Here is a 23,638-nt window from a genome sequence, read left to right on the forward strand (position 1 = left end):
GAGGAACTCGGGTACGTGCCCAACCAGGCCGCGCGCAGCCTGGTGACCAAGCGGCACGACGCCGTCGCCGTCGTCATCGCCGAACCCGAGACGCGGGTCTTCGCGGACCCCTTCTTCGCGCTCCAACTGCGCGGCATCAGCAAGGAACTGACGGCTCACGACGCCCAGCTCGTGCTGCTGCTGACGGAGGGCCGCGACGACCACACCCGGGTGGGGCGCTATCTCGCGGGCGGCCATGTCGACGGCGCGCTCGTCTTCTCCCTCCACCTCGACGATCCGCTGCCCGGGCTGATCCAGCGCGCCGGAGTGCCGACCGTGTTCGGCGGACGGCCCGGCTGGAGCGACGGTTCACGGCGGGTGGTGTACGTCGACAGCGACAACCGGGGCGGGGCCCGCGAGGCCGTACGGCACCTGGCCGGGCTGGGCCGCCGCCGGATCGGGCACATCACCGGGCCGCTCGACCAGACCTCGGCGGTGGACCGGCTGGACGGCTTCCGGGACGTCATGGTCGACGCCGACCCACGGCTCATCGTGGAGAGCGACTTCACTCCCGCCGACGGCGAGCGCGCGATGCGCGAACTCCTCGACCGCTGCCCGGACCTCGACGCCGTGTTCGCCGCCAACGATCTCACCGCGTCCGGTGCCCTGCGCGTGCTGCGCGAGCGCGGGCTGCGGGTGCCGGAGGACGTCGCCGTGGTCGGCTTCGACGACATGCTGCCCGTGGCCGAGCAGACCGACCCCCCGCTGACGACGGTCCGCCAGGACATAGAGGAGATGGGCCGTCTGATGGCCCGCCTGCTGCTGCGCGGCCTGGACCGGGGGGACGGCGAGACGGGCGGGGCGGGCGAGGCCGCGGTGGGAGGCGCACCGCGCAGCGTCGTCCTGCCGACGACACTGATCCGACGCGCCTCCGCCTAGGAGACTCACGTCTGCGAAGTGCCGCTCCTGATCACCGCGAAGCGGGCGCCGGACGGGTCCGCGAGGCGGGCGATGCGGCCGACCCCGGGGACGTCGGTGGCGGCCCCGCGGACGGTGCCGCCCAGTTCCTCCGCCCTGGCGACCGTGGCGTCGGTGTCGGTCACCTCGAAGTACGGCAGCCAGTACGGGCCGCCCTCCGCCTCGACGGGGTCCTCGCCGAGCGGCACGATGCCGCCGAACATGGCGTCCTCGCCGCCCTCCGCGGGATTGACGCAGGTGTACGTGCCGCCGGGGAAGGTCACGGCCGAGGTCTCCAGGCCCAGCACCTTGTTGTAGAACGCGGCGGCGGCGGCGATGTCAGGGGTGTAGAGCTCGACCCAGCACAGCGAGCCGGGGTCGCCCGCCACGTCCACGCCCTTGGTCTGCCCGGGCTGCCAGATGCCGAAGGGCACGCCGGCCTTGTCGGAGAGGATCGCCATGCGGCCCTGGCCCATGACGTCCATGGGCTGCGCCAGCACGCCGCCGTGCGCCTGCTCGGCCGTCTTGGCGGTGGCGTCGGCGTCGGCGCTCTGGAAGTACACGGTCCAGGAGGGCGGTCCCTGCTCGGCCGTGGTCTGCATGCCGCCGGCGACCGTCCGGCCGTCCAGCTGGAAGAAGCCGTAGCCGCCGGCCTCGGAGCCCGCCGACCGGAATTCCCAGCCGAAGAGCCCTTCGTAGAAGGAACGGGCGCCGTCGAGGTCGGAGGTGCCGACGTCGATCCAGTTCGGGGCGCCGTTGACGAAACGGGTGGTGAGCATCCTCGCCCTCCTTCGAAGGGGCCCGGTTGTCCGCACTGACGAGTCTCGCACCCGCCACTGACAACCGCGCCCCGACCGGAGCTTCGGCGAGCCGCCGTGCGGTGGCCGGCGGCCCCGGGCCACCATGGGGTGGCCGGGGGCCCCGCGGGCCGCGTTGATGCGGCGTTGATCGAACGTTTTTCGCCGCGCGGCAGGATCTCGCGCATGCACTCCGAGACGATCACCCCGGCCGGCACCGCCTGGCAGGACCGGGCCCTGTGCGCGCAGACCGGGGCCGACTTCTTCTTTCCCGAGCCGGGCAGCTCGGTGCGCGAGGCCAAGCGCATCTGCGGGATGTGCGAGATGCGCCCGGCCTGCCTGGAGTACGCCCTGGCCAACGACGAACGCTTCGGCGTCTGGGGCGGTCTGTCCGAGAAGGAGCGGCTGGCCCTCAGAAGGGTCACCCCGTAGCGCGACCGCGCGGGAGCTGCCGCGCGGGGACCGCTCCGCGCCGACGGCCCCGCGCGGGTCAGCCGCTCGCGCGGGCCGCCATCCGCGCCCTGCGTGCGGCCAGCTTCTCGTCGAACTTCGAGGCCTCCGTGTCCAGGCCGTGCATGAACAGCCCCAGTTCCTCCTGGGCCTTCAGCCCTTCGGGGCCCAGCCCGTCGATCTCCATGATCTTCAGGAAGCGCAGCACCGGCTGGAGCACGTCGTCGTGGTGGATACGCAGGTTGTAGACCTCGCCGATGGCCATCTGGGCCGCCGCCCGCTCGAAGCCGGGGATCCCGTGCCCGGGCATGCGGAAGTCGACCACCACGTCCCGCACCGCGCCCATGGTGAGGTCGGGCGCGAGCTCGAAGGCCGCCTTGAGGAGGTTGCGGTAGAAGACCATGTGCAGGTTCTCGTCCGTCGCGATGCGCGCCAGCATGCGGTCGCAGACCGGGTCGCCGGACTGGTGCCCGGTGTTGCGGTGCGAGATGCGGGTGGCGAGCTCCTGGAAGGCGACGTAGGCCACGGAGTGCAGCATCGAGTGCCGGTTGTCGGACTCGAAGCCCTCGCTCATGTGCGCCATCCGGAACCGCTCCAGCTTGTCCGGGTCCACCGCGCGCGAGGCGAGCAGGTAGTCACGCATCACGATGCCGTGCCGGCCCTCCTCGGCCGTCCAGCGGTGCACCCAGGTCCCCCAGGCGCCGTCACGGCCGAAGAGGGTGGCGATCTCGTGGTGGTAGCTCGGCAGGTTGTCCTCGGTCAGCAGGTTGACGACGAGGGCGGTCCGGCCGATCTCGGTGACCTTGGACTGCTCCTTGTCCCACGCCTCGCCGTCCGCGAACTGCCCGGGGAAGTTGCGGCCGTCGCTCCAGGGCACGTACTCGTGCGGCATCCAGTCCTTGGCGACCTTCAGATGCCGGTTCAGCTCCTTCTCGACCACTTCCTCCAGCGCGTAGAGCAGCCTCGCGTCGGTCCAGACGGACGGGCTGCCGAGGTGAGGAGAGGTGATCGTCACGGGAACTCCAGGGGGACGCGCGGAGGTGCGGGGGCAGAGCGGGACCCGGCGAGCGGTGCCGGGAACTTACGGGATCGTAGGCTACGAAGCCGTAGGTTACGAAGCCGTAGGTTAAGACCGCTGTAAAGATCGCTGATCAGCGCGGGTACGCGGGAGAGTTGAGGGGCACGCCGAACGGCCCCGGGACACGCAGGTCCCGGGGCCGAAGGGTGAGCGGATCACCCGGTCAGGCGTACAGCCCCCGCAGCCGGACCGAGAGGCACGTCACACAGCCCTCGAGCTTCTCGAACTCGCCGATGTCCACCAGGACCGGCTCGAAGCCCAGATCGCCGAGGAGTTCGGCGGTCTTCGGCGCGCTCGCCGCCATCAGCAGTTTGGCGCCGCCGAGCAGCACCACGTGCCCGCCGGACTCCTCGGGCACGGGCAGGAAGGCCGGGTAGAGCGACGGCGTGTCCACCTTCGGGATGTGACCGATGACGGTGCCGTCCGGCAGCGCGGTCACCGCCGACTTCAGATGCAGCACCTTGCTCACGGGCACGGCCACGACCCGTGCCCCGAGCGGCTCGAACGCGGCGCGCAACTGCTGCACGCCGGCCGCGTTGGTGCGCCCGCCCCGGCCCACGTAGATGGTGTCGCCGACCTTCAGCACGTCCCCGCCGTCGAGCGTGCCGGGCTCCCAGACCCAGTTGACCGAGCAGCCCAGCCGCGCCACGGCCTCCTCGACGCCCGCGGTCTCCGCCCGCCGGGACTCCGCCCCGGGGCGGGTGATCAGGGCGACGTTCCGGTACATGACGACGGTGTCCTCGACGAACACCGAGTCGGGGCAGTCGTCGGCCTCCTCGACCTCGACGGTCTCCCAGCCGTGGGTGCGCAGCGCCTCGACGTACTCCTCCCACTGCCGCAGCGCGAGCTCGACGTCGACCTGCTCCCGCTCGATGTGCGTCACCAGCCCTTCGGCGAGGCGTGGGCTGGGGCGGCGGACGAGGGCCTTCTGGCTGGGCACGAGTGACCTTCCGGATCGGCGGGGCGGTTCTCGCCGGTGCGGGTGTGTCCGCACCGGTTGGCCATCATGCGCCAATCGTCCCCGCCCACAAAACCCTCGTTGCCGCCCTGTGCCCCTCCTGAGACCCCCCTACGCGGGGTCCATGACCGCCTCCCGGGTGGTTTCCCTCAGTTCTCCCTCCTCCAGCACCAGCCAGCGGGTGATGCCGACGGACTCCAGGAACGGCAGGTCGTGGCTCGCCACGACCAGTGCGCCCTCGTAGGACTCGAGTGCCGTGGTCAGCTGGCGCACGCTCGCCATGTCGAGGTTGTTCGTCGGCTCGTCGAGCATGAGCAGCTGAGGCGCGGGCTCGGCCAGCAGCAGCGCCGCCAGTGCCGCCCGGAACCGCTCGCCGCCGGACAGCGTGGCCGCCTTGCGGTCGGCGCGTCCGCCCCGGAACAGGAAGCGGGCCAGCCGCGCCCTGATCCGGTTGTTCGTGGCGCCCGGCGCGTGCCGGGCCACGTTCTCCACGACGGTCAGCTCGCCGTCGAGCACGTCGAGCCGCTGCGGCAGGAACCGCAGCGGGACGTGCGCGGTCACGTGCCCCGACACCGGTTCCAGCTCGCCGGTGATCGTGCGCAGCAGCGTCGTCTTTCCCGAGCCGTTGCGGCCGAGCAGCGCGACCCGCTCGGGGCCGCGCAGCTCGTGCGTGCCGGGCACCCGTGTGCCGTAGGCGAGTTCCAGGTTCTCCAGGGTGAGGACGCCCCGCCCGGGCGGTACGGCCGTGAACGGCAGGTCGACGCGGATCTCGTCGTCGTCCCGCACGGCCTCCACCGCCTCGTCGAGCCGTTCCCGCGCCCCGGCGAGCCGCTCCTCGTGCATGATGCGGTGCTTGCCCGCGGACTCCTGGGCCGCGCGCTTGCGGGCGCCCATGACGATCTTCGGCTCGCGTTTGCTGTCCCACATCTTCTGCCCGTACCGCTTGCGGCGGGACAGCTTCACCTGGGCGTCGGCCAGCTCGCGCTTCTGCCTGCGCAGGTCGGCCTCGGCGACGCGGACCATGCGCTCGGCCGCGTCCTGCTCGGTGGCCAGGGCCTCCTCGTACGCCGAGAAGTTGCCGCCGTACCAGGTGACCTCCCCGGAGCGCAGGTCCGCGATCCGGTCGACCAGTTCGAGCAGTTCCCGGTCGTGGCTGACCACGACCAGCACGCCCGGCCAGGCCGCGACGGCCGCGTACAGCCGCCGGCGCGCGTACAGGTCGAGGTTGTTGGTGGGTTCGTCCAGCAGCAGCACGTCCGGCCGGCGCAGCAGCAGCGCGGCCAGGCGCAGCAGCACCGACTCTCCGCCCGACACCTCGCCCACCGTGCGGTCCAGCCCGATGTGGCCGAGGCCGAGTTCGCCCAGGGTGGCCAGGGCGCGCTCCTCCACGTCCCAGTCGTCGCCCAGGATCTCGAAGTGCTCCTCGGACACCTCGCCGGACTCGATTGCGTGCAGCGCGGCCCGGCGCGCGGCGATGCCGAGCGCCTCGTCGACGCGCAGCGAGGTGTCGAGGGTGACGTTCTGCGGGAGCAGGCCGACCTCGCCGGCGACCCGCACGGTGCCGTCGGAGGGGGTCAGCTCTCCGGCGACGAGTTTCAACAGGGTGGACTTCCCCGACCCGTTGACGCCGACGAGCCCGGTGCGGCCGGGGCCGAAGGCGATGTCGAGGCCGGTCAGGACGGCGGTGCCGTCCGGCCAGGCGAAGGACAGGGAGGTGCAGGTGACGGATGCGGACATGGGCGGCCTCGCGGTTGCTTGATGCGGTCAGGGCAAACGCGTGTCGAGACACCGCGGAGGCGACGGTCCGTGTAGGCGGGAGGGCACGGGGCATGAGAAGAGCCCTGGGCCGGACTTCCTTCAGGACGGCTCGGAGGCCGAGGTCGCACGCGGCACACACACCCGCACGGGTGTGAGGCGGTGTCTCAGGACCTCAGACGAGCAACGTCCTTCTCCAATCGGCGGCAACAGGACCGCTCCAGACCGTACGAGGCGGCCGGGCGGCTGTCAAAGGAATTAGAAGCAACCCGAGGGAACGAGACGTGGGCCCAGCGGCCCGCGGCACGAAGGAGGCACCGTGTCCGACGGCCCGCTCTCGCTGCCGGCCAGGCTGTACCTGCTCGCCTGGGACACCGGGCGTCCGCGTCTCACCGGCACCGCGCACCTGCACCACCTGGTGAGGGCCGGCGCCCTCACCGAACTCGCCCAGCGCGGACTCCTCGTCGACGACGACGGCATCACCACGCCGGTCGACCTGGACGCCCGCACCGGCGACCCGGTCCTGGACGGTCTGCTGGAACTCGTACGGGAGTCACGACCGCGCCGCTGGCGCGCCTGGGTGACCCTGCGGGCCCGCTACACGCTCGTGGCCGTACGGGAACAACTGGCCGCGGAGGGGTATCTGCGGGCGGAGAAGCGGCGCGTCCTCGGCATCTTCCCGTCCGTGGAGTACGCCCTCGACCGCCTCGCCGCCGTGGACGCGCTGAACCGGGAGGCGCGCGGGGTGCTGGAGGGTGACCGCCCGGCCGCCGAGGTGTCCGAGCGCGACGCGGCCGTCGTGGCCCTGGCGGCCGCCGCCGAACTCCGCACGCTGGGCTCCGGCAGGGACCGGAGACGTCATCGGCGGCGCATCGAGGAGCTGACCGAGCGCAGCGGTGCGGCCGCGCCCGCCCTGCGCCGGGTCGTCCGTGAGGTCCGTACCGCCGTGGTCGTGGCCACCACGGCGGCCTCCGCCCCGGCCGGCGGCTGAGCCCACCGCCCGGCCAAGCCCGGCCGGTCCACGGCCACCGCGACCGCCGAGTGCTCCGCGACCGCCGCGTACTTCGCGACCCGCGACCGCCGCGCTCCCCGGGGCCGTCGACCCGGGGAGCGCGGCGCGAGGCGGAAGGATCAGTAGGCGTCCCGCATCAGCTCGGCCAGGTCGTGGTCCAGGTCCAGCTGCAGGTGCTCCAGCCCCACCGGCACCAGCTCGCTCGTGGCCTGGAGGAACGTCCGTATCTCACCGCTGCGCACATGCACCACGGCGGTGCCCTCGGGGGCGTGGAACTCCAGGACCGTGCGGTCGTAGCCGTACGGGCGCACGCGGACGTCGCCGTGGCCCCGCGGTTCGCTGAGCCCCTCGATGAGCAGCTCGCGCGCGAAGGTCCAGCAGACCTCCACGCCCTCCAGGGTGGCCGGCGCGGGGAAGGTCATGCGGACGGCGAACGGATCGCGCCGGTCGTAGTGCAGCGTGGCGGGGATGCTGGGCATCCGGGGGGCCGCGGCGACCAGGCGCGCCTCCACGGGCTGCTCGATGAGGGTGGACAAGGCCTTGCTCCCTTGGGACGGCTGGACGGACATCCGGGCTGACGGGCGGATGGGCGGGGCACTGGAAGAGACGACGGAATCAGCCAATCCGTGCACACGAGGAACGAGTGACCTCTGTCACCGCGTTCATTCGCAACCGTGACGTATTCCATCTCCGGTTCCCTTTCCGTGTACGTGCGGTTCCATGTGCGGTGCGCGGCAGGCGTGTTGGGACCGGAGGCCGTCTGGACGGCGCCGGGGCCGTGGGCTAGCTTCCCCCGCCATGAGGCGCTTGGGGAGTACGCGACGGCAGGTACCGGCGGGAACCGGCCGGGCAGGTACCGGCACCGGCACCGGCACCGGCCCGGCGGCCCGGAGGGTACCGGCCGCCCTGACGGCACTGGCCGCACTCGTGGCCCTGCCCGCCCTGACGGCCGTGCCCGCCCTGGCGGCCGGCCCCGCCGCGGGCGCGGACCGGGCACACGCGCGGGAGCACCGATCGCCGGTGCCGCACTGGCGGCTCAAGGACACCGGCACGCCCGGGGTGCGCTTCCGCGGGCTGTCCGCGGTCAGCCGCGGCACCGCCTGGGTGGCCGGAACCGGTGGCACCGTGCTGCGCACCACCGACGGCGGGGCGCACTGGCGCGACGTCTCACCGCCCGGCGCGTCCGCGCTCGAGTTCCGCGACATCGAGGCGTTCGACGCGCGGCGGGCGGCCGTGCTCGCCATCGGCGAGGGCGAGGACTCCCGGATCTACCGGACCGACGACGGCGGCGCGACCTGGACCGAGTCCTTCCGCAACACCGACGCGCACGCCTTCTACGACTGCCTGGCCTTCTTCGACCACCGGCACGGGCTGGCCATGAGCGACCCGGTGGACGGCCGGTTCCGCATCCTGTCCACCGGTGACGGCGGCCGCTCCTGGAAGGTGCTGCCCGACCAGGGCATGCCCCAGGCCCTCGACGGCGAGGCCGGGTTCGCCGCGAGCGGCCAGTGCCTGGTCACCTCGGGGCCGCGGGACGTCTGGCTCGCCACCGGGGGAGGCGCACGCGCGCGCGTGCTGCACTCCGCCGACCGCGGACTGACCTGGACGGCCGCCGACACGCCGGTCCCCGCGGGCGATCCGGCCAAGGGCGTCTTCGCCCTGGCCTTCCGGGACCGCGCCCACGGTCTGGCGGTCGGCGGCGACTACCGGCCCGGACAGACGTCACCCCGCGCGTCCGCCACGACGCCGGACGCCGGCCGCACCTGGCGGCCCTCCGCCACGCCGCCCGCCGCCTACCGCTCCGGCGTGGCCTGGCTCCCGCACACCCGTGCGGCGGCCCTCGCCGTCGGCCCGACCGGAACGGACCTCACCCTCGACGCGGGCCGCACCTGGCGGACCGTCGACACCGGTTCGTACGACACCGTCGACTGCGCGTCGGATCTCGGCTGCTGGGCATCCGGGGAGAAGGGCCGCGTCGCTCGACTGGAGGATTGAATATCGCCTGATGTGACGAACTGTTCCAGGATGCGGGTATCCGTTCCTTGACAGAGAGGAAGTGAACGGCATGCCACGCGGTTCCAGCTCCAAACGGGAGCGCCAGTACGAGCACATCAAGAAGAGCGCGCAGGACCGGGGTGAGAGCACCGACCGCGCCAAGGAGATCGCCGCGCGCACGGTGAACAAGGAGCGCGCCCGCTCCGGCGAGTCGAAGACCGCGAGCCGCACGTCCACCCAGGACATGTCCTCCGGCAAGCGGGGCGGACAGCGCTCGGGCGGCGGCTCCGGCGGGCCGACCTACGACCAGCTCTACGAGGAGGCCAAGAAGCGCGACATCCACGGCCGCTCGGACATGAACAAGCAGCAGCTCCAGCAGGCGCTGGGCAAGGGCTGACCCGGCACACCGGGCGGGGCGGGCCCGCGTCCCGGCGCGGCCGCGAGCCCGCACCCCCGGGACGGCGCCCGCCGCGCCCGGCGTACGCTCGTGGCCACCATGACGACGACCGTACGCATCCCCGACGACTGGCCCGCCACGGAGGACCAGGCCCGGGCCGTCCAGGACGAGTTGCGCGGCCGGGTGGTGCTCGGTGAGCCCGGACCGCCGCCCGGCACGGGCCATGTCACCGGCGTCGACGTCGCCTACGACGACGACCGCGACCTCGTGGCCGCGGCGGCCGTCGTCCTCGACGCGGCCACCCTGGAAGTGGTCGCCGAGGCCACCGCGGTGGGGCGGATCTCCTTTCCCTACGTCCCCGGGCTGCTGGCCTTCCGCGAGATCCCGGCCGTCCTGGCCGCGCTCGGCGCCCTGCCCCGCCCGCCAGGCCTGGTGGTCTGCGACGGCTACGGCCTCGCCCACCCGCGCCGCTTCGGGCTCGCCAGCCACCTCGGCGTCCTCACCGGACTGCCCACCATCGGCGTCGCCAAGAACCCCTTCACCTTCACCCACGAACCGCCCGCCGCCCCCCGCGGGAGCTCCACCCCGCTGCTCGCGGGCGCCGAGGAGGTCGGTCGCGCCCTGCGCACCCGCGACGGCGTCAAGCCGGTCTACGTCTCGGTGGGCCACCGGGTGAGCCTGGACAACGCCTGCGCCCACACCCTCGCCCTCACCCCGGCCCACCGCCAGCCGGAGACCACCCGCAGGGCCGACGCGCTGTGCCGCCGGGCGCTCGCGGAGGCCACGGGGGCGGGTGAGTACGCGGCCTGAGTATCCGTACGGGTTCTGAGTAGCCGTACGGATGTGACGGGCGGGGCGCTCTCGGCAGGCTGTGCCGCATGACGACGACGCACCGCTCCCCGAAACCGCTGGCCGACCCGAACCGCCCGGTCGAACGCGCCGTGAACGCGACCCTGATCCTCGCCCTGCTGACCGGGCTCGCCTGGATAGGCGCCATGATCTTCACCGTGACCGGCTGGACCCGCTAGCCCCGGGCAGCGAACGTCCCGTCCCGCCCGGGCCGCACGTGGTCCGCACCGCCCGGTCAGCGGGGACGTCGCGCACCGCCCAGGCGGAAGGCTTTCGCCCCGCCCCAGCGGGTGTGTTCCGCACCGTCCTGGCGGCAGGCGTCACGCGCCGCCCTGGCCGACGGCGTCGCGCATCGCCCAGGCGGCAGGTGCTCCACACCAGCTGGCAGACGGCGACGCGCACTGCCCTGGCGGCAGGTGTTCCGTACCGCCTCGGCAGAGGCGTCGCGCACAGCCCGGGCGCCAGATGACGCGCCCCGCCCCGGCAGACCGCCTGCCGCCCCGCCCAGGCCGGCGGCGTCGCGCACTGCCCCCGCGACAGGCCTTTCACCGCGCCTGGCGGGCGGCATCGCGCACCGTCCTGGCGGGCGGCGTCCCGCACGGCGCGGGCGACAGGCGTTGCGTGAGGCCCTGGCGGGCGCAGGTGGTGGGCGTTTCGTGTCGCCCGGAGGGTGGGTCAGCGGTGGGCGGCCACTCTGAAGGTGATGCCGGCCGCGTTCAGGCGGGCGAGGAGCGCGTCGCCCATGGCGACGGCCGTGGTCACCTGACCGGCCGTGGGCGGCAGGTCGTCGAGGGCGAGGCACAGGGCCGACTCGGCGAACATCTTCGCCGTCTCGCCGTACCCCGGGTCGCCGCCCGACACCTCCGTCAGCACCCGCCGGCCCCCGCCCTCGCCGACGAAGCGCACCGAGAACCAGCTCCGGGCCCGCCGCTCCGCGCTCGGCCCCTCACCGGGCTGCAGTCGGCCCGACAACCACCGTCGCGCGGGCGGCACTTGGGCCGCCGCGGCCAGTGCGCCCACGGCCGCCACCCCGCCCACCGCGACGGGCAGGCGCTCGACGGCCGCGTAGTGGCGGTAGCGGAAGTCGGGCCCGTAGCGCTCCAGGGCGCGCGCGGAGCGCACCACGATCTGCGGGTCGATCGTCGGCAGCGGCAGCGCCCACGCGCCGACCTCCCCGGCGAACCGCGGCGCGCCCGCCGGCGCGGACGCCCGCCGCCCCATCAGCCGCGGCTCGTGCCGCGCGCGCTCGCGCGCGGCCGCCCGCATCCTCAGCGGACGCGCGAACTGGTTGAGCGCCGAGGCGAACGTCCCGCCCGAGAAGGCCGCGTCCACCCGGACGAACCCGTCCACGCTCAGCGGCACGCCCTCGGGCAGCTGCCGCACCGTGAAGTACGCGCCCAGGTCGTGCGGCACGGAGTCGAACCCGCAGGCGTGCACCAGCCGCGCCCCGGTCTCCCGCGCGCGTGCGTCGTGCCGCACGTACACCAGGTCGACGAACTCGGGCTCGCCGGTGAGGTCGAGGTAGTCGGTGCCGTTGTCCGCGCAGGCGGCGACGAGCTCCTCGCCGTACGTCACGTAGGGACCCACCGTGGTGGCCAGCACGCGCGTCCGCCGGGCGAGCTCGCTCAGGGAGGCCGGGTCGGCCGCGTCGGCCCGCAGCACCGCGACCGACTCGCCGCCCGGCAGCCGCTCGCGCAGTTCCCGCAGCCTGGCCTCGCTGCGGCCGGCGATCGCCCAGCGCAGTCCGTCCGGCGCGTGCGCGGCGAGGTACTCCGCGGTCAGCGTGCCCACGAACCCGGTGGCTCCGAAGAGCACGACGTCGTACGGACGGTCCGTCCTTTTCAGCCTGTTCATGACACCCCTCGCCTCGTCAGCCCGCGCCGCTGTCGGTGGCCGAGGCTAGCGTGAGAGGTGCGGCGTCCCATGCGCAGGGTGCGCACACTTGGCTAAGCGCTTGCTCGTCCAGGGCTTGTGTCCGGTGGAACACGTTCTTAGCATCGTCGGTGTTACATCAGTTGTGTCACAGCGAGGGGGCTGGATGACAGCGGCCAGGGCGACCGGACGGCACGGCCCGCTGACCGGCGTGCGCGTGGTGGAGCTGGCCGGCATCGGACCCGGCCCGTTCGCCGCCATGCTGCTGGCCGACCTGGGCGCCGACGTGGTGCGCGTGGACCGGCCCGGCGGCTCCGCGCTCGGCATCGACCCCGGCCACGACATCACCAACCGCAACAAGCGTTCGGTGGTCGTGGACCTGAAGTCCCCCGACGGCCCGGCCCGCGTCCTCGACCTCGCCGAGCGCGCCGACATCCTGATCGAGGGCTACCGCCCCGGCGTCGCCGAGCGCCTCGGCATCGGCCCCGACGACTGCCGCGCCCGCAACCCCCGCCTCGTCTACGGCCGGATGACCGGCTGGGGGCAGGACGGCCCCCTCGCGCCCCGCGCGGGACACGACATCGCCTACATCGCCGTCACCGGCGCCCTCGGCCTGATCGGCAGGGCCGACGAGCCCCCGGCCGTCCCCGCCAACCTCCTCGGCGACTACGCGGGCGGCTCCCTCTACCTCGTCGTCGGCGTCCTCGCCGCCCTGCACCACGCGCGCGAGACCGGCACCGGCCAGGTCGTGGACGCCGCCATCGTCGACGGCACGGCCCACCTCTCCGCGATGATCCACGGCATGCTCGCCGCCGGCGCCTGGCAGGACCGCCGCGGCGCCAACCTCCTGGACGGCGGCTGCCCGTACTACGGGACGTACGAGACGGCCGACGGCGGCCACATGGCGGTCGGCGCCCTCGAGCCGCAGTTCTACGACGAGTTCCTGAGCCTCCTCGGCCTGGACGGGCAGTACGCCGGCGCCCGTACGGACGTCACCCGGTGGAGTGAACTGCGCGAGGCGGTCGCCGCCCGCTTCAAGTCCCGCACCCGGGACGAGTGGACGGCCGTCTTCGACGGCTCCGACGCCTGCGTGGCCCCCGTGCTGAACCTGCGCGAGGCCCCGCACCACCCGCACCTCGCCGCCCGCGCCACCTTCACCGACCACGAGGGCCTCACCCAGCCCGCCCCCGCGCCCCGCTTCTCCGCCACCCCCACCGCCGTGCGCACCGCACCGGCCCTGCCCGGCGCGGACACGGCCGACGTCGCCCGCGACTGGGACCTGCCCGCCCTCCGCCCCGAAAACCCTCAGTGAAAGGCTTGTCAGTGAGCACCGAAGCGTACGTCTACGACGCGATCCGCACCCCGCGCGGGCGCGGCAAGGCCAGCGGCGCCCTGCACGGCACCAAGCCCATCGACCTCGTCGTCGGCCTCATCCACGAGATCCGCGGCCGCTTCCCGGACCTCGACCCCGCGGCGATCGACGACATCGTCCTCGGCGTCGTCGGCCCGGTCGGCGACCAGGGCTCCGACATCGCCCGGATCGCCGCCGTCGCGGCCGGACTGCCGGACACCGTCGCCGGCGTGCAGGAGAACCGCTTCTGTGCCTCGGGCCTCGAGGCCGTCAACATGGCCGCCGCCAAGGTGCGCTCCGGCTGGGAGGACCTGGTCCTCGCGGGCGGCGTCGAGTCGATGTCCCGGGTACCGATGGCCTCCGACGGCGGCGCCTGGTTCAACGACCCGATGACCAACCTCGCCGTCAACTTCGTGCCCCAGGGCATCGGCGCCGACCTGATCGCCACCATCGAGGGCTTCACCCGGCGGGACGTCGACGAGTACGCGGCCCTGTCCCAGGAGCGCGCGGCCACCGCCTGGAAGGAGGGCCGCTTCGAGCGCTCCGTCGTCCCGGTCAGGGACCGCAGCGGACTGGTCGTCCTCGACCACGACGAGCACCCGCGTCCCGGCACCACCGCCGACTCCCTCGGCAAGCTCAAGCCCTCCTTCGCGGACATCGGCGAGCTCGGCGGCTTCGACGCCGTCGCCCTGCAGAAGTACCACTGGGTGGAGAAGATCGACCACGTCCACCACGCGGGCAACTCCTCCGGCATCGTCGACGGCGCCTCGCTCGTCGCCATCGGCTCCAGGGAGGCCGGCGAGCGCCACGGGATGCGGCCGCGCGCGCGGATCGTCTCCGCCGCCGTCTCCGGCTCCGAGCCCACCATCATGCTCACCGGGCCCGCCCCCGCCACCCGCAAGGCGCTCGCCAAGGCCGGACTCACCATCGACGACATCGACCTCGTGGAGATCAACGAGGCGTTCGCCGCGGTCGTGCTCCGCTTCGTGAAGGACATGGGCCTGTCCCTGGACAAGGTCAACGTCAACGGCGGCGCCATCGCCCTCGGCCACCCGCTCGGCGCCACCGGCGCGATGATCCTCGGCACCCTCGTCGACGAACTGGAGCGCCAGGACAAGCGGTACGGCCTGGCCACGCTGTGCGTGGGCGGCGGCATGGGCATCGCCACCGTCGTCGAGCGCGTCTGAACTCCCCGCGGAATCACGAGACTCAACGGAGACCCCTGACATGACCGAGAGCACCACCATCCGCTGGGAGAAGGACGGCACCGGCGTCGTCACCCTCGTCCTGGACGATCCCGACCAGTCCGCGAACACCATGAACCAGGCGTTCCGTGACTCCCTCGCCGCGGTCGCCGACCGCCTGGAGGCGGAGATCGCGGCCGACCCCGACTCCGTGCGCGGAGTCATCCTCACCTCCGCCAAGAAGACCTTCTTCGCGGGCGGCGACCTGCGCGACCTCATCCGCGTCACCCCGGACACCGCCCAGGAGCTGTTCGACGGCGGCCTCGCCGTCAAGCGGAACCTGCGCCGCATCGAGACCCTCGGCAAGCCGGTCGTCGCCGCGATCAACGGCGCGGCCCTCGGCGGCGGTTACGAGATCGCCCTGGCCTGCCACCACCGCGTCGCCCTCGACACCCCCGGCACGAAGATCGGCTGCCCCGAGGTCACCCTCGGGCTGCTCCCCGGCGGCGGCGGGGTCGTGCGCACCGTGCGCCTGCTGGGCATCACCGACGCCCTGCTGAAGGTCCTCCTCCAGGGGCAGCAGTACAACGCGCGCCGCGCCCAGGAGAACGGCCTGGTCCACGAGGTGGCCGCCAGCGCGGACGAACTGCTCGCCAAGGCACGCGCGTTCATCGACGCCAACCCCGTCTCGCAGCAGCCCTGGGACCGCCCGGGCTACCGCATCCCCGGCGGCACCCCCTCGAACCCCAAGTTCGCCGCCAACCTGCCCGCTTTCCCGGCGACCCTGCGCAAGCAGACGGGCGGCGCGCCCTACCCGGCCCCGCGCAACATCCTCGCCGCGGCCGTCGAGGGCGCCCAGGTCGACTTCGAGACGGCCCAGGTCGTCGAGGCCCGCTACTTCGTGGAACTGGCCGCCGGGCAGACCTCGAAGAACATGATCCAGGCGTTCTTCTTCGACCTCCAGGCCGTCAACTCCGGCGCCAACCGCCCCAAGGGCGTCGAGCCCCGCCAGGTCCGCCGTGTCGCCGTCCTCGGCGCCGGGATGATGGGCGCCGGCATCGCCTACTCGTGTGCCCGCGCGGGGATCGACGTCGTCCTCAAGGACGTCTCCCTGGAGGCCGCCGTCAAGGGCAAGGGCTACTCCGAGAAGCTGTGCGCCAAGGCCGTCGCCAAGGGCCGCACCAGCCAGGAGAAGGCGGACGCCCTGCTCGCCCGCATCACCCCCACCGCCGAGGCCGCCGACCTCGCGGGCTGCGACGCGGTGATCGAGGCCGTCTTCGAGGACCCGGCACTCAAGCACAAGGTCTTCCAGGAGATCGAGCACGTCGTCGGCCCGGACGCGCTCCTGTGCTCCAACACCTCCACCCTGCCGATCACCACGCTCGCCGAGGGCGTGGAGCGCCAGGCGGACTTCATCGGCCTGCACTTCTTCTCGCCGGTCGACAAGATGCCGCTCGTCGAGATCATCAAGGGCGAGCGCACCGGCGAGGAGGCGCTGGCCCGCGCCTTCGACCTGGTCCGGCAGATCAACAAGACCCCGATCGTGGTCAACGACTCGCGCGGGTTCTTCACCTCCCGCGTGATCGGCCACTTCATCAACGAGGGCGTGGCCATGGTCGGCGAGGGCATCGAGCCCGCGTCGGTGGAGCAGGCCGCCGCCCAGGCCGGCTACCCGGCCAAGGTGCTGTCCCTGATGGACGAGCTGACCCTCACGCTGCCCCGCAAGATCCGCAACGAGTCGAAGCGGGCCGTGCAGGAGGCCGGCGGCACCTGGGCCGCGCACCCGGCCGAGGCGGTCATCGACCGCATGGTCGACGAGTTCGGCCGCACCGGCCGCAGCGGCGGCGCCGGCTTCTACGAGTACGGCGAGGACGGCAGGCGGGCCGGACTGTGGCCGGGCCTGCGCGAGCACTTCACCGAGCCCGGGCACGAGATCCCGTTCCGGGACATGCAGGAGCGCATGCTCTTCTCCGAGGCCCTCGACACGGTCCGGCTCCTGGAAGAGGGGGTTCTGACCTCGGTCGCGGACGCCAACATCGGCTCCATCCTCGGCATCGGCTTCCCCGGCTGGACGGGCGGCGTGCTCCAGTACATCAACGGCTACGAGGGCGGCCTGCCCGGCTTCGTGGCCCGCGCCCGCGAACTGGCCGAGCACTACGGCGACCGCTTCACCCCGCCGGCCCTGCTGGTGGAGAAGGCGGAGAGCGGCGAGATCTTCACAGACGCCCGCTGAAAACGGCGACCGGGCTGCCGCGGCGGCAGCCCGGTCGCTCCCGCCGGCTGCCTAGGCCCCCTCGGCCCCTTCGCCCTCCTCGGCGCCCTCGGAGTCGGCGGCGAGCCACTGGCGGAGTTCCTCGCGCAGGGAGCGCTGGAAGGTGGTCAGGAGGGCCTGCACCACCAAGGGATGCATGTGGGCCGAGAGCGACTTCACGTCGCGCGCGTCCCGCTCGGCGACCGCGTCGCGCAGCAGCCGGGACAGCTCGCGCGCGGCGGCGCGGGAGTGTTCGAGGAGCGCCGTGCGGGCGGCCAGGACCGTCTCCTCCGAGAACGGCACGTCGAGCAGTTCGACGCCGAGCCGCAGCAGCCCGGCGTCCACGCGGTAGACGTCCTGGTCGCGCGTGAGCACGCCCATCGCGGCCAGCCGCTCCACCTCCGCGTCGGTCAGCGGCCGGCCGGCCCGCCGGTTCAGCTCCTCGCGGGTGGCCGGCTCCACCGTCTCCGGCGCCCAGGAGGCCACCACCGCGCGGTGGATCGCGAGGTCGCGGACGCTCAGACCGGGCGGCAGCTGCCGCAGATGCCGTTCGATCGCGGCCAGCGTCATCCCCTGGTGCTGCATCTCCTCGATCAGCGCCAGCCGCGCCAGGTGCTCACGGCCGTACCGGCCTACCCGGCGCGGGCCGATCACCGGCGGGGGCAGCAGACCGCGGGTGCTGTAGAAGCGGACCGTGCGCACCGTGACCCCGGCCCGCGCGGCCAGCTCGTCGATCGTCAGGGCCGGCTCCCCGGTGTCGGTCGTCATGCCCAGCAGTATCGCTGCACCACCGCTGTCTCACCAATGGTGTGAAGGCCCTGACCTGCGGTGCGGGCCCGGTGACCGTTGTGCGAAGGACGTGTGAGAAGTCCCGCTCTGTGACGTGGGTCATCGCATGCGAGCTGATCGCTCGGGGAAAGTGCTGCACTGGTCTGTACCACGTCATGGGTGGCGCGGGCCGGAACTTGTACGGACGCCCGGACGCATCCGCCCGGGACACCAGAGAGTGGAACCACCCGTGAGCAACGACTCCGTGGGCACGGCACAGGTCGCCGACCATCCCCAGGCGACCGGGACGCCCGCCGACGCGGGCGACGCCGGCTACAGCAAGGATCTCAAGCACCGCCATGTGAACATGATCGCGATCGGCGGCGCGATCGGCACCGGCCTCTTCCTCGGCGCGGGCGGCCGCCTGCACACCGCGGGCCCGGCGCTGGCGGTGGCCTACCTGGTGTGCGGAGTCTTCGCGTTCTTCGTGGTCCGGGCGCTCGGTGAGCTGGTGCTCTACCGGCCCTCCTCCGGGTCCTTCGTGTCGTACGCGCGCGAGTTCCTCGGCGAGAAGGGCGCCTACGTCGCCGGCTGGATGTACTTCCTGAACTGGTCGACGACCGGTATCGCCGACATCACCGCCATCGCGCTCTACACGCACTACTGGAGCATGTTCACCTCCATCCCGCAGTGGGTGCTGGCGCTGGTGGCGCTCGCCGTGGTCCTGGCGGTGAACCTGATCTCGGTGAAGATCTTCGGCGAGATGGAGTTCTGGTTCGCGATCGTCAAGGTCGCCACCCTCGTCGGCTTCATGCTGATCGGCGTTTTCCTGCTGGCCACGCGGCACGACGTGGGCGGCCACGCCCCCGGCCTGAGCGTGATCACCGACAACGGCGGAGTCCTGCCGCACGGCGCGATGCCCGTCGTCCTCGTCATGCAGGGCGTGATCTTCGCGTACGCCGCCCTGGAGCTGGTCGGCGTCGCCGCGGGCGAGACCGCCGAGCCGGAGAAGGTCGTCCCGCGCGCGGTGAACTCGATCATGTGGCGCGTGGGCCTGTTCTACTGCGGCTCGGTCGTCCTGCTCGCCCTGCTGCTGCCCGGCTCCGTCTACTCGGCCGACGAGAGCCCCTTCGTCACCGTGCTGTCCCGGATCGGCGTCCCGGCCGCCGGTGACGTGATGAACCTGGTGGTCCTCACCGCCGCCATGTCCTCGCTGAACTCCGGCCTGTACTCCACCGGCCGCATCCTGCGCTCCATGGCCATGGCCGGTTCCGCGCCGAAGTTCACCCGCGTGATGAGCCGCAGCCAGGTGCCGTACGGCGGCATCCTGCTGACCTGCGCGGTCTGCGTGCTCGGTGTGGGCCTGAACTACCTCGTGCCCAGCCAGGCGTTCGAGATCGTGCTGAACGTCGCCTCCCTCGGCATCGTCAGCACCTGGGTGATCATCATGGTCTGCCACCTGGTCTTCGTGCGCCGCGCCAGGGCCGGTCTGGTGGCCCGCCCGCACTTCCGCCTCCCCGGCAGCCCGGTCACCGAGATCGCCACGATCGCGTTCCTGCTGGCCTGCCTCGCCCTGATGTGGAACGACCCCGAGGTCGGCCGCAAGACCCTGCTGCTGATCCCGCTGATCGCGGCACTCCTGGTGGGCGGCTGGTTCGCCGTCCGCCACCGCGTCAGCCGGGCCACCGCCCGGGAACTGTCCGGCAACTGACCGGAGCGCCCGGACCCGACCGACACCGGCGGCGCGCACCGGCGGGCGGTATCGGCGGCCGGTATCGGCGGGCCGCTCGGGTGACCGGCGTCGGCGTCCCGCCCGGGCGAGTGGCGCCGGCCGCGGCCCGGGGACGGTGCGCCCCGGGCCGCGGTCGGCGTCCGCTCACCTTGCGTGTACGTCGTTCGTCGCCTCGATGCGGCGCCAGGACTGAGGCCGGGCGGGAGCCGTCTTCCCCGGCGCCAGGGCCGCCGCGCGGGCCGCGGGCGCGGCCGGCTTCGACGGCTGGAACAGCCAGGTGTCGAACAGCGCGGCCAGCGGCTTGCCGGAGACCTGCTCGGCGTACTTCTGGAAGTCGGCCACCGAGGCGTTGCCGTAGGCGTGCCGCTGCGGCCAGCCCTTGAGGACGGCGAAGAAGGCGTCGTCGCCGATCGCGTTGCGCAGCGCCTGGATGGCGAGGGCGCCCCGGTCGTAGACCGCGGCGTCGAACTGGTTGTCCGGGCCCGGGTCGCCCGGCTTCACCGTCCAGAAGGCGTCGTCGGCCGGGTGCGAGGCGTAGACGTAGTCCGCCAGCTCCTGCGTGGTGCCCTCGCCCTCGTGCTCGGACCACAGCCACTGCGCGTAGCGCGCGAAGCCCTCGTTGATCCAGATGTCCTTCCAGCCCTTGAGCGACACGCTGTCGCCGTACCACTGGTGGGCCAGCTCGTGCACCACGACCGAGGTGTTGGAGCCGTTGGCGAACTGCTTGGGGCTGTAGTACACGCGGGTCTGGGTCTCCAGCGCGTACCCGGTGGTGGTGTTCGGCACGTAGCCGCCGGCCGAGGCGAAGGGGTACGGCCCGAAGTAGCCGCTCAGCCAGTCGACGAGCTCGCCGGTGCGCTCCACGCTCGCGCGCGCAGCCCCGTCGTTGTCGCCGAGGTCCTTGCTGTAGGCGTTGACGACCGGGACGCCGCCCTCGGAGGTCCCCGTGGTGATGTCGAACTTCCCGAGCGCCAGTGTGGCCAGATACGTCGCCTGCGGCTTGTTCTGCCGCCAGTTGTAGCGCGTCCAGCCCAGCTTGGAGCTGGTCGACTGCAGCGTGCCGTTGGAGATGGCCTGGGTGCCGTCCGGGACGGCCACCGACACGTCGTACGTCGCCTTGTCGAGCGGGTGGTCGTTGCTCGGGAACCACCACCAGGCCGCCTCGGGCTCGTCCGCCGCGACGGCGCCGTCGGGGGTGCGGTGCCAGGTGGTGAAGCCGTAGGCGCTCTTGGTGGAGGGCACCCCGCGGTAGCGGACGACCACGGTGACGGGCGTGCCCTTGTCCAGCGGCGTCCTCGGGGTGACCACCAGTTCGTGCTGGCCGGAGGAGGTGAAGGCGGCCTTGGCGCCGTTGACCCGTACCTCGCTCACGTCCAGCAGGAAGTCCAGGTCGAAGCTGGACAGGTCCTGCGTGGTGCGGGCCTCGATGGTCGCCGTGCCCTCCAGCTCGTCCGTCGCGGGCTGGTACTTCAGCCGCAGGTCGTAGTGGGAGACGTCGTAGCCGCCGTTGCCGTAGTCGGGGTAGTAGGGGTCGCCGATGCCCGGCGCGCCGGGGGAGTGGCTCGCGGCCGATGCCGGGATCGCCAGCAGGAGACAGGCCGCCGCCAGTGCTCCCGGCACGGTGATTCTGCGGTGCACGTCAGCTCCAAGTCGTAGGTGAACTCGGTCTGTTCGGAGCCTATTGAGTCCCTGTGGCCCCGGGCATGTCCATGGCCACCCCCGTCACACGATCGCCATTCGGCCGTCATGAGCCCGCCCCAGGCGGCGCCCCTTTCCGGCCACGCACGAGCGCCTTTGGCCCGTCAGTCGCCTCTTTCTGTACGGGAGTTGACCCCTGTAGCGTCCCGCACATGCCGATAAGCATGCGCATGACCACCTGGAGATCGCTCGCCGTGACGGCCACCGCCGTGCTGGCGGCCGCGCTCCTCACCCCCGCCGCGGCCCACGGCGCACCGCGCGAGGACCGGACCCCGCACGAGAGCCGGCCCGTCTACTCCTACGCGCACGCCGTCCGCGAGTCCGTCTGGGTCGACACCGGCGCCGACACGGACGGCGACGGCCACCCCGACCGCGTCGCCGCCGACATCGTCCGCCCGCGCGAGGCCGCCCGGCAGGGCCGCAAAGTCCCCGTGATCATGGACGCCAGCCCGTACTACTCCTGCTGCGGGCGCGGCAACGAGAGTCAGAAGAAGACCTACGACAGCAGCGGGCACGTCGTGCAGATGCCGCTGTTCTACGACAACTACTTCGTGCCGCGCGGCTACGCCTTCGTGGGCGTCGACCTGGCCGGCACCGACCGCTCCGACGGCTGTGTCGACGTCGGCGGCCCCTCCGACATCCGCTCCGCCAAGGCCGTCATCGACTGGCTGAACGGCCGCGCCCGCGCCTACACCACCCGCACCGGCTCCACCCGCGCCAGGGCCACCTGGACCAACGGCAGAACCGGCATGATCGGCAAGAGCTGGGACGGCACCATCGCCAACGGCGTGGCCGCCACCGGCGTCAAGGGCCTGAAGACCATCGTGCCGATCAGCGCCATCTCCTCCTGGTACGACTACTACTTCGCCAAGGGCGCCCCGCTGTACGACTCCGGCCCCGACTGGCTGTCCGACTACGTCGAGAGCCCCGGCGCGCGGTCCAGGTGCGCGGCCGTGCAGAAGAAGCTCGTCGACGGCGCCCCGCGCAGCGGCGACTGGACACCGCTGTGGACCGCGCGCGACTACGTCCGCGACGCGGGCAAGGTACGGGCGAGCGTCTTCCTCGTCCACGGCATGCAGGACCTCAACGTCCGCACCAAGAACTTCGGCCAGTGGTGGGACGCGCTCGCCCGGCACCACGTCAAGCGCAAGATCTGGCTCTCCCAGACCGGTCACGTCGACCCGTTCGACTTCCGCCGGGGCGCCTGGGTGGACACCCTGCACCGCTGGTTCGACCACGAACTCCTCGGCTACGACAACGGCGTCGACCGCGAGCCCGTGGCCGACGTCGAGCGCCACCCCGGCCAGTGGGTGACCTCCCGCGTCTGGCCCCCGGCCGGCACCGCCGCCACCACCCTGCGCCCGGCCCCCGGCAGCCGTCCCGGCGTCGGCGCCCTCGGCCTGCGCGCCGCCCACGGCACCGAGACCTTCACCGACGACCCCCGGCTGAGCGAGACCGACTGGGCCGACCGGGCCGGCCGGCCGACCGCGGAGAAGGCCGGGTTCCTCACCGTGCCGCTCAGCCACGACCTGAGGCTCGCCGGCTCCTCGCGGGTGACCGTCACCGCGACCCCGACCACCACGACGGCCCATCTGTCCGCCGTCCTGGTCGACCTCGGGCCCGACACGATCCGCGACTACGCCGACGCCGCCGAGGGCATCACCACCCTCACCGACCGCACCTGCTGGGGCGCCGGCACGGCCGGGGACAGCGCCTGCTACAAGGAGACGGCGGCGAAGACCAAGGCCGTGGGTTACACGATCGTCAGCCGCGGCTGGGCCGATCTCGGCGCCTACGCCGACACCGGCAGGGGCGTCCCGCTCACCCCGGGCAGGGCGTACACCATCACCCTGGACCTGGCGCCCACCGACCACGTCGTGCCCAGGGGCCACCGGCTGGCGCTGATCGTGGCGGGCACGGACAAGGACCTCATCGATCCCCCGGCCTCCACCCCCACCCTGACGCTGGACCTGGCCCGCACCTCGGCCCGGGTCGCGCTGACGGGCGGCGCGGCGGCCTTCGCCCGGGCGACGGCGGGCTCGGCGCCCGACGCGTCGGCGTACGGGAGCGGGGCGGGTGCCGGGGCCGGGAGCCGGCAGGGCGTGCCGGCGGCCGGCGCCGTGCACCGCCTGCCCGCGGGCTGACGCGCCCGAGCCCGGGCGCCCGAAGCGGGGCACCCGGGCTCGGACCCGCTCCGGCGGCCGGCCCGACGCGCCTTCGGCGGCCGCGTCACCGGCCCGGCCGCCTGCCGCGCACCCCGGACGGGGACCTAGGATCGGCGGTCTGATGACTGCCACCCTCGTCGCCAAGAACCTCGCCGCCGGACACGCCGACCGCACGCTGTTCACCGGGCTCGACCTCGTCGTCGCGCCCGGCGACGTGATCGGGCTGGTCGGTGCCAACGGCGCGGGCAAGTCCACGCTGCTGCGGATGCTCGCCGGGCTCGCCGCGCCCGATCAGGGCGAACTCGCCCTCTCCCCGCCCACCGCCACCGTGGGACATCTGCCGCAGGAGCCGGAGCGCCGGCCGGGGGAGAGCGTGCGCGAGTTCCTCGC

21 protein-coding genes are annotated in these 23,638 nt (G+C 73.0%); 13 read left to right on the top strand and 8 right to left on the bottom strand.

Annotated elements, in window-relative coordinates; translation table 11 throughout:
- The coding region (locus tag IE249_RS20020; protein ID WP_229858867.1) for a LacI family DNA-binding transcriptional regulator at window positions 1-918 on the top strand (918 nt) is incomplete at its 5' end.
- 5 nt (window positions 919-923) lie between these two features.
- On the opposite strand, the gene IE249_RS20025 is transcribed toward IE249_RS20020, so the two are convergent.
- Complete coding sequence (locus tag IE249_RS20025; RefSeq protein WP_189706359.1) at window positions 924-1,715, bottom strand: VOC family protein; 792 nt, start codon at window positions 1,713-1,715, stop codon at window positions 924-926.
- Window positions 1,716-1,919: 204 nt separating this feature from the next.
- Here IE249_RS20025 and IE249_RS20030 point away from each other — a divergent pair, with 204 nt between their 5' ends.
- Window positions 1,920-2,165, top strand: coding sequence for a WhiB family transcriptional regulator (locus IE249_RS20030; protein ID WP_189706361.1), 246 nt, complete (start codon window positions 1,920-1,922; stop codon window positions 2,163-2,165).
- A gap of 58 nt (window positions 2,166-2,223) precedes the next feature.
- Here IE249_RS20030 and IE249_RS20035 read toward each other — a convergent pair whose 3' ends face one another.
- The 3 genes from IE249_RS20035 to IE249_RS20045 form a co-directional block, all read right to left on the bottom strand.
- Window positions 2,224-3,198, bottom strand: coding sequence for an acyl-ACP desaturase (locus IE249_RS20035; RefSeq protein WP_189706363.1), 975 nt, complete (start codon window positions 3,196-3,198; stop codon window positions 2,224-2,226).
- A gap of 226 nt (window positions 3,199-3,424) precedes the next feature.
- The gene (ddaH, locus tag IE249_RS20040) at window positions 3,425-4,201 is read right to left on the bottom strand and encodes a dimethylargininase (protein WP_189706365.1); all 777 of its coding nucleotides are present in this window, start codon (window positions 4,199-4,201) and stop codon (window positions 3,425-3,427) included.
- 129 nt (window positions 4,202-4,330) lie between these two features.
- The gene (locus IE249_RS20045; RefSeq protein ID WP_189706367.1) at window positions 4,331-5,956 is read right to left on the bottom strand and encodes an ABC-F family ATP-binding cassette domain-containing protein; all 1,626 of its coding nucleotides are present in this window, start codon (window positions 5,954-5,956) and stop codon (window positions 4,331-4,333) included.
- 337 nt (window positions 5,957-6,293) lie between these two features.
- Here IE249_RS20045 and IE249_RS20050 point away from each other — a divergent pair, with 337 nt between their 5' ends.
- Window positions 6,294-6,965: a GOLPH3/VPS74 family protein gene (locus IE249_RS20050; protein ID WP_189706369.1), complete on the top strand. Its 672-nt coding sequence runs from the start codon at window positions 6,294-6,296 to the stop codon at window positions 6,963-6,965.
- A gap of 140 nt (window positions 6,966-7,105) precedes the next feature.
- On the opposite strand, the gene ssgD is transcribed toward IE249_RS20050, so the two are convergent.
- Window positions 7,106-7,522 carry a spore wall synthesis regulator SsgD gene (ssgD, locus tag IE249_RS20055; protein WP_189706371.1) on the bottom strand — a complete coding sequence of 139 codons (417 nt, stop codon included), beginning with the start codon at window positions 7,520-7,522 and terminating at the stop codon, window positions 7,106-7,108.
- A 370-nt stretch (window positions 7,523-7,892) separates the two neighbouring features.
- On the opposite strand from ssgD, the gene IE249_RS20060 reads away from it, so the two are divergent.
- The 4 genes from IE249_RS20060 to mmpA all read left to right on the top strand — a co-directional run bounded on the left by IE249_RS20060 (window position 7,893) and on the right by mmpA (window position 10,406).
- A complete protein-coding gene (locus IE249_RS20060; RefSeq protein ID WP_189706470.1) occupies window positions 7,893-8,981 on the top strand; it encodes a WD40/YVTN/BNR-like repeat-containing protein in 1,089 nt (362 codons plus the stop codon).
- A gap of 70 nt (window positions 8,982-9,051) precedes the next feature.
- The gene (locus IE249_RS20065; protein ID WP_189706373.1) at window positions 9,052-9,378 is read left to right on the top strand and encodes a plasmid stabilization protein; all 327 of its coding nucleotides are present in this window, start codon (window positions 9,052-9,054) and stop codon (window positions 9,376-9,378) included.
- A 99-nt stretch (window positions 9,379-9,477) separates the two neighbouring features.
- Window positions 9,478-10,188 (top strand): endonuclease V, encoded by a 711-nt coding sequence (locus tag IE249_RS20070; RefSeq protein ID WP_189706375.1) that lies wholly within the window; start codon window positions 9,478-9,480, stop codon window positions 10,186-10,188.
- Between the two features lie 68 nt (window positions 10,189-10,256).
- Window positions 10,257-10,406: a morphogenic membrane protein MmpA gene (mmpA, locus tag IE249_RS20075; protein WP_189706378.1), complete on the top strand. Its 150-nt coding sequence runs from the start codon at window positions 10,257-10,259 to the stop codon at window positions 10,404-10,406.
- A 496-nt stretch (window positions 10,407-10,902) separates the two neighbouring features.
- Here mmpA and IE249_RS20080 read toward each other — a convergent pair whose 3' ends face one another.
- Window positions 10,903-12,081 carry a saccharopine dehydrogenase family protein gene (locus IE249_RS20080; RefSeq protein WP_189706380.1) on the bottom strand — a complete coding sequence of 393 codons (1,179 nt, stop codon included), beginning with the start codon at window positions 12,079-12,081 and terminating at the stop codon, window positions 10,903-10,905.
- Window positions 12,082-12,265: 184 nt separating this feature from the next.
- Between IE249_RS20080 and IE249_RS20085 the strand changes: the two genes are divergently transcribed.
- The 3 genes from IE249_RS20085 to IE249_RS20095 are packed head-to-tail and all read left to right on the top strand — an operon-like array spanning window position 12,266 to window position 16,867.
- Window positions 12,266-13,411: a CaiB/BaiF CoA transferase family protein gene (locus tag IE249_RS20085; protein WP_189706382.1), complete on the top strand. Its 1,146-nt coding sequence runs from the start codon at window positions 12,266-12,268 to the stop codon at window positions 13,409-13,411.
- An 11-nt stretch (window positions 13,412-13,422) separates the two neighbouring features.
- On the top strand, window positions 13,423-14,637 hold the full coding sequence (locus IE249_RS20090) for an acetyl-CoA C-acetyltransferase (protein ID WP_189706384.1): 1,215 nt from the start codon (window positions 13,423-13,425) through the stop codon (window positions 14,635-14,637).
- Between the two features lie 40 nt (window positions 14,638-14,677).
- Window positions 14,678-16,867, top strand: coding sequence for a 3-hydroxyacyl-CoA dehydrogenase NAD-binding domain-containing protein (locus IE249_RS20095; protein ID WP_189706386.1), 2,190 nt, complete (start codon window positions 14,678-14,680; stop codon window positions 16,865-16,867).
- Window positions 16,868-16,918: 51 nt separating this feature from the next.
- On the opposite strand, the gene IE249_RS20100 is transcribed toward IE249_RS20095, so the two are convergent.
- The gene (locus IE249_RS20100) at window positions 16,919-17,653 is read right to left on the bottom strand and encodes a MerR family transcriptional regulator (RefSeq protein WP_189706387.1); all 735 of its coding nucleotides are present in this window, start codon (window positions 17,651-17,653) and stop codon (window positions 16,919-16,921) included.
- Window positions 17,654-17,903: 250 nt separating this feature from the next.
- Here IE249_RS20100 and IE249_RS20105 point away from each other — a divergent pair, with 250 nt between their 5' ends.
- Window positions 17,904-19,364: an amino acid permease gene (locus IE249_RS20105; RefSeq protein ID WP_189706390.1), complete on the top strand. Its 1,461-nt coding sequence runs from the start codon at window positions 17,904-17,906 to the stop codon at window positions 19,362-19,364.
- A gap of 165 nt (window positions 19,365-19,529) precedes the next feature.
- Here the strand turns inward: IE249_RS20105 and IE249_RS20110 are convergent, their stop codons facing one another.
- Window positions 19,530-21,023, bottom strand: a complete 1,494-nt coding sequence (locus tag IE249_RS20110; protein WP_189706392.1) for a M1 family metallopeptidase — start codon at window positions 21,021-21,023, stop codon at window positions 19,530-19,532.
- A gap of 212 nt (window positions 21,024-21,235) precedes the next feature.
- Between IE249_RS20110 and IE249_RS20115 the strand changes: the two genes are divergently transcribed.
- Both IE249_RS20115 and IE249_RS37935 read left to right on the top strand, forming a co-directional pair.
- Window positions 21,236-23,227, top strand: a complete 1,992-nt coding sequence (locus IE249_RS20115) for a Xaa-Pro dipeptidyl-peptidase (protein ID WP_189706394.1) — start codon at window positions 21,236-21,238, stop codon at window positions 23,225-23,227.
- Window positions 23,228-23,369: 142 nt separating this feature from the next.
- A partial coding sequence (locus tag IE249_RS37935) for an ATP-binding cassette domain-containing protein (protein WP_229858868.1) occupies window positions 23,370-23,638 on the top strand: 269 nt, incomplete at its 3' end.

The sequence above is a fragment of the Streptomyces anandii JCM 4720 genome (genome assembly GCF_014650655.1).
Classification (GTDB): Bacteria; Actinomycetota; Actinomycetes; order Streptomycetales; family Streptomycetaceae; genus Streptomyces; species Streptomyces anandii.